Source organism: Vibrio sp. L5-1, assembly GCF_021728315.1.
GTDB lineage: Bacteria > Pseudomonadota > Gammaproteobacteria > Enterobacterales > Vibrionaceae > Vibrio > Vibrio splendidus_K.
In genome coordinates, this window is the sequence record NZ_JAKKCQ010000004.1 from 1 (window position 1) to 5242 (window position 5242).

At 42.5% G+C, this 5242-nt stretch carries 2 protein-coding genes, 8 tRNA genes and 2 rRNA genes; 5 read left to right on the forward strand and 7 right to left on the reverse strand.

Going from position 1 to position 5242, the window contains the following annotated elements; translation table 11 throughout:
* The first annotated feature begins 10 nt into the window (after nucleotides 1–10).
* The 5 genes from rrf (L3V35_RS16170) to L3V35_RS16190 all read left to right on the forward strand — a co-directional run bounded on the left by rrf (L3V35_RS16170) (nucleotide 11) and on the right by L3V35_RS16190 (nucleotide 1942).
* A 5S ribosomal RNA gene (gene rrf / locus L3V35_RS16170) occupies nucleotides 11–126 on the forward strand.
* A 72-nt stretch (nucleotides 127–198) separates the two neighbouring features.
* Nucleotides 199–275 (forward strand) — tRNA-Thr (locus tag L3V35_RS16175).
* A 42-nt stretch (nucleotides 276–317) separates the two neighbouring features.
* A 5S ribosomal RNA gene (gene rrf, locus L3V35_RS16180) occupies nucleotides 318–433 on the forward strand.
* Between the two features lie 30 nt (nucleotides 434–463).
* Nucleotides 464–540, forward strand: a tRNA-Asp gene (locus L3V35_RS16185).
* A 1006-nt stretch (nucleotides 541–1546) separates the two neighbouring features.
* A complete protein-coding gene (locus L3V35_RS16190) occupies nucleotides 1547–1942 on the forward strand; it encodes a DUF2391 family protein (RefSeq protein ID WP_017079303.1) in 396 nt (131 codons plus the stop codon).
* Nucleotides 1943–2291: 349 nt separating this feature from the next.
* Here L3V35_RS16190 and L3V35_RS16195 read toward each other — a convergent pair.
* The 7 genes from L3V35_RS16195 to L3V35_RS16225 form a co-directional block, all read right to left on the reverse strand.
* Nucleotides 2292–2367, reverse strand: a tRNA-Asn gene (locus L3V35_RS16195).
* A 29-nt stretch (nucleotides 2368–2396) separates the two neighbouring features.
* Nucleotides 2397–2472 (reverse strand) — tRNA-Thr (locus L3V35_RS16200).
* A 36-nt stretch (nucleotides 2473–2508) separates the two neighbouring features.
* Nucleotides 2509–2584, reverse strand: a tRNA-Asn gene (locus L3V35_RS16205).
* Between the two features lie 24 nt (nucleotides 2585–2608).
* Nucleotides 2609–2684 (reverse strand) — tRNA-Thr (locus L3V35_RS16210).
* Between the two features lie 56 nt (nucleotides 2685–2740).
* Nucleotides 2741–2816, reverse strand: a tRNA-Phe gene (locus L3V35_RS16215).
* Nucleotides 2817–3051: 235 nt separating this feature from the next.
* The gene (locus L3V35_RS16220; RefSeq protein WP_237300290.1) at nucleotides 3052–4677 is read right to left on the reverse strand and encodes a methyl-accepting chemotaxis protein; all 1626 of its coding nucleotides are present in this window, start codon (nucleotides 4675–4677) and stop codon (nucleotides 3052–3054) included.
* Between the two features lie 387 nt (nucleotides 4678–5064).
* Nucleotides 5065–5140: transfer RNA gene (locus tag L3V35_RS16225), tRNA-Asn, on the reverse strand.
* Between the last annotated feature and the right edge of the window lie 102 nt (nucleotides 5141–5242).

Genomic DNA, 5242 nt, shown 5'->3' on the forward strand with positions numbered 1-5242 from the left:
TTAAAATTTGCTTGGCGACCATAGCATTGTGGACCCACCTGATTCCATGCCGAACTCAGAAGTGAAACACAATAGCGCCGATGGTAGTGTGGGGTTTCCCCATGTGAGAGTAGGACATCGCCAGGCTCCAAATTTATTTTCACTTTTTAAAAGTGAAGACAAAAGTTTTCAGAATCGTTTTTAAACGACTCCTGAATTGCTGATATAGCTCAGCCCGGTAGAGCGCACCCTTGGTAAGGGTGAGGTCCCCAGTTCGAGTCTGGGTATCAGCACCACTATTTAGTTGATTTGATTAATCAAGTTGACAACAGAATTTGTTTGACGACCATAGCATTGTGGACCCACCTGATTCCATGCCGAACTCAGAAGTGAAACACAATAGCGCCGATGGTAGTGTGGGGTTTCCCCATGTGAGAGTAGGACATCGTCAGGCTTAAATTGCATTATGCTGAATAGACACTGCGGAGTGGTAGTTCAGTTGGTTAGAATACCGGCCTGTCACGCCGGGGGTCGCGGGTTCGAGTCCCGTCCACTCCGCCACTTATTTAGAAGCCTCGCTAGAAATAGCGGGGCTTTTTTACATCTAAATTATAGTGTTTCGCCCTTCCATCTAATGACTTCCACATAAGGTTTCCCGTAAACCATAACTCCTAGCCAACGCGTCCCCATTATTCCGTCACTTATCAGAAATCCCAATCCTACGACTAGAATCACATCATTTCTGATTCCAATTGTGGTTTGATACAAGAATGACTTCAAACGCACGCAGATCTTTAAGCTTACTAATCAAATACTCGAGCCATACGAGGTTGTAAGTTAGTCTAATGAGACTCAGCGCCCCAATTCAATACCTGAAACTATACAAGCATTACAACTCATCCTGCTTGCTCATTGTTTGGAGCCCTCCTCAAGTATTAGTTAATAGATCTTTGTCTAGGAAACCTGACTTCTGTTCTATCTGTGAATCTAGAGGATAGTTCTGGTGTGTAATTAGGACTCCATCATGGGGACTTCTGCTAAGAACGCTAGGGCCCTTAATGATTCGATTTCATGCTCTTGCTATGCATTAAACTTAAACCAATCTTAATTGTATTGAGCACCCTGTTTGAAGCATCTCAAAGGGGGAAAGCGGACTAGATTCAGTTTGAAGGTGAGAGTCGATAGGTTGAGCTCCCCAAGTGATGCTGGAAGGATATATAAGCTAAGAAATAGACTATCCCCCGATCCGTGCAGTGATGTTTATCCCCCAACTGATTGAGGTTCTCTGGTTCTAGGCACTGGTATCTTAGGATGTTTGCCGATATTTCTTCGATTCTGATGTGCTTGTTGACCCGATATGAATTAGTTGTTTCACCGCTTTTACTCTGAACATATTGATTTCTTGCTGGTTAGTTCAAGCTATGTTTAAGTTATTACGACTAATATTAAGCTAAGAATTGTCATTTCTGTTGCTTGGTAGGAATAGAAAATTCCCCCAAATCATCGGCAGATAATTTTGTGATTATTTTAAAAATAGATAAAGCCTTAAAACCTAATGGGTCGAATTATGAAATTAAGCTTTAACTTTGAAGATGCGAGCCAGATCTTTGTAGGATCTTTTGCTTTGGCCGTGCCGATTTCTTTTTCTGAGGAAGCCTGGAAGTTAGGGGAGACTTTGCCCACAGCTAACTTGCTGTTGTTGTTTCTATTGTCTGCTGTATTCCTGGGCTTTTACACGTATGAGAGTGTATTTCAGAAAGATATTGTCGCTCGGTTGCCAGTGTTTATTTTCAGAATTGTTATTGCTTATGTGATGACTGCATTGGTTGTTGCTTTGGTGCTGACTTGTTTGGACAAGCTTCCTTTATTAAGCGATCCAATTGTATCTATCAAAAGGGTAATTGTTATTTCTATGCCAGCGTCTATGGGAGCGATTGTAGTGGATAGTTTCGATAAAGAGTGAGTCGTATGTCATTTCAATTTAAGCAACCAACAGAGCCTTTCTAGAGCTTATTTGAATTCATTATTTAGCTTTTAATTCCCGCCCCCATTACGACTAGAATTTCTCAGCAGAGCACTTCTATAGATAACGAAAGTAGCCCTTCGTGATGACTGGCTTCTTGCAAGAGTGACAAGTTTGTTCTTGTGATAGCTTGAGCGGAATTAAAGAGAAAAGTCTGATTGCTTTAGAAGAGCATTAAAAGTGTTGGTTTTCGAATTAAATGAGGTAGTAAAAGGTGAGTAGACTGGTATGGATGAGTTCGGATCTTTAAATGCAAAAAGGCCGCATCAATGATGCGGCCTTTTCTAATTGGCTCCCCTTGCAAGACTTGAACTTGCGACATACGGATTAACAGTCCGCCGTTCTACCAACTGAACTAAAGGGGAATTGATTGTTTAGTCTCTAATCAAGAGAATGGTGCCGACTACCGGAATCGAACTGGTGACCTACTGATTACAAGTCAGTTGCTCTACCTACTGAGCTAAGTCGGCATCATGAATCAAAAAGCTTATGCTTGATGATTAACTTGGCTCCCCTTGCAAGACTTGAACTTGCGACATACGGATTAACAGTCCGCCGTTCTACCAACTGAACTAAAGGGGAATTATTCTTAAAGCTTTAAAGAAATGGTGCCGACTACCGGAGTCGAACTGGTGACCTACTGATTACAAGTCAGTTGCTCTACCTACTGAGCTAAGTCGGCACATAATATTTCTTTGTGCTTTACTGTTGTTGTCTAGGACACCAACAAATAAATTGTGGTGCCCGGAGGCGGAATCGAACCACCGACACGAGGATTTTCAATCCTCTGCTCTACCGACTGAGCTATCCGGGCGACGAGGTGTATTAAACGTGTTTTCGCGTTCTGGGTCAACATTAAATTGCAAAAAAAGTATCGTTTGATGTTTTTCTATACTTAGTGGATTGTTTTTGTTCGTTTGGGGCTAAAAACCTAGGTCTAGCATGCTCTAAAAGATACTGAAACTACGGTTAACTGGACTGAATAGGCACCGAAACAAAAAAAGCACGTATGAAAACGTGCTTTTATATTTAAGAATTTACTCGAGAGTTTAGTGTTTTACTTCAAACCTATTAACCCAAGCTTCTAATTCGTTAGAAAGGGAGGTGAGAGTTTGAGTGCTGTTATGACTTTCTGTCACCACATTACTCAGTTGGTTGCCACTTTCTTCGATCATATTGATACGCTTCGAAATATCGTCACTCACCTGAGTCTGCTCAGCGGCGGCTGTCGCGATTTGATGACTCATCGATGAAATAGACTCTAATGCGATAACAATCTGTTGTAGAGCTTCAGAGGCATTCTGGGACTCTGTTACGGTGCTTTCACTGGTCGTCGCACACACTTCCATAGTTTTTATTGCGTTACGAGAGCCTTCTTGAAGGTTATTGATCATTAGCTGGATTTCTTTCGTGCTTGATTGTGTTCGACCTGCAAGGTTACGAACCTCATCAGCCACAACCGCAAATCCGCGGCCTTGTTCACCAGCGCGCGCAGCTTCAATTGCCGCATTTAGCGCTAGAAGGTTAGTTTGTTCTGCAATATCACCGATGACGTCTAAGACCTTAACGATGTTATGTACATCGCTATCTAGGTTAGCGACGGCTTCACTGGCAGTTCCTAGTTGGCCTGCTAGACCTTGAATGTTATCAACCGTGTTGTGAATTAACTGCTGAGTATGTTGGCTCTGTTTATCAGCTTCGTCAGTATTACGCGCAGTATCACCCGCTGAATCAGCAACATTGTTGGCTGAAGAGGCCATCTCGGTCATTGCTGTTGCGATCATTTCTGTTGATTGCTGTTGTGTCTCTGTTAGTTGAGCAATTGCCCCAGCACGATCTTCTACACGTTGTAACTCGCCTCTTAATGCCAGCATTGATGCATTAAGGTTTGATACTAGTTCTGCTAGCGATTTACTCATTTGTTGCACGGCATGGTAAATACTGCCTTCGATTGCTTGATTTTCGAAAGAGGTTTGAATGCGGCCTTCTGCGACTGCTTGTACCGCTTCTCTTACATCCTTAGGCTCGCCACCAAGAAGCGCTAGCATGCGCTTAATGGATGCAATCAAGCTCGATAGGATAAGACCCGCAATTACCACACAAAGGAATAGCTGCCATTGAGCGGTAGACCAGAAACGCGCGTTAACTTCATTGAAGCCGATACCTGTGCCGACAACCCAACCCCAATGTGGCGTTTTCTCTGCCATTGATAGTTTTTCTTCAATGGTTCCATCTGGAAGTTTTTGCGTCCAGGTGTACTCAATGATCTGGCCAGTACGACTGCCAAGTACTCGTTGAATGAGTTGGCCAACGCTATTCCCATCACCGTCTTTAAAATCATTAAAGCTGGTTCCGTGTAGTTGTGGATCCAGAGGTGTCGCAACAAAGGTCATGTTTTCATCCGCAACATAAACGTATTCATTATCTTTATAGATGTTGTTACGTAGTAGGCGAGTGGCAAGCTGTTTGGCCTGTTGTTCTTCTAGAGTGCCATCAATAGCCATTTTTTCGACTTCAGTAAGAATGCTGTATGCGCTCTTAAATAGCTCAGTCACACGAGCTTTGTTGTCCATGTTACTAGCGACTCTCAAGGTCCATAAACCAGTAGCAGTTAGCGCTAGCAGAGCGATCAAGATGATGCCCGATAATAAGTAAGCTTGCGTTTTTAATTTCATATTTTCCTGCGTAGCGATTCAATAATTAGTATTAGATATAATTCATCGAATCTTAATCTAAGTCGTGTAGGGCAGATATCAGAAAGATATCAAAACATGATAGAGATTAAATTTACGAAGCAAAAAAAGTAACGAGTTATCATGCTGTTTATTTTTATGTGACGATACGCGGCTAAAGGTGCTTAATTTCAGAGGTGGTTTAGTTTGTATCGAGAGGGTTTGGACGAATTCAAGGATGGGTACTGTCGATATAGGAAAGGGGATGCTTTAACTTTATGGGGGTGATCAGGGCTTGATGTTGAGCTGGCGGCAATACTGAATAGAGTTAGAGTTAGAGTTAGCTCAAACGAAAAAAAGCCAAGTCTTTCGACTTGGCTTTCTTGAATGTGGCTCCCCTTGCAAGACTTGAACTTGCGACATACGGATTAACAGTCCGCCGTTCTACCAACTGAACTAAAGGGGAATTACTTGTCTTAACATCAGGTCTATAAAGACCATTATTTGTTAAGTACCAAATAATGGTGCCTCGAGGCGGAATCGAACCACCGACACGCGGATTTTCAAT

Bases quoted from the DNA above. Each gene is read 5' to 3' on its own strand.
- L3V35_RS16220 (WP_237300290.1), bottom strand. From the start codon at position 4,677: ATGAAATTAAAAACGCAAGCTTACTTATTATCGGGCATCATCTTGATC.
- L3V35_RS16190 (WP_017079303.1), top strand. From the start codon at position 1,547: ATGAAATTAAGCTTTAACTTTGAAGATGCGAGCCAGATCTTTGTAGGA.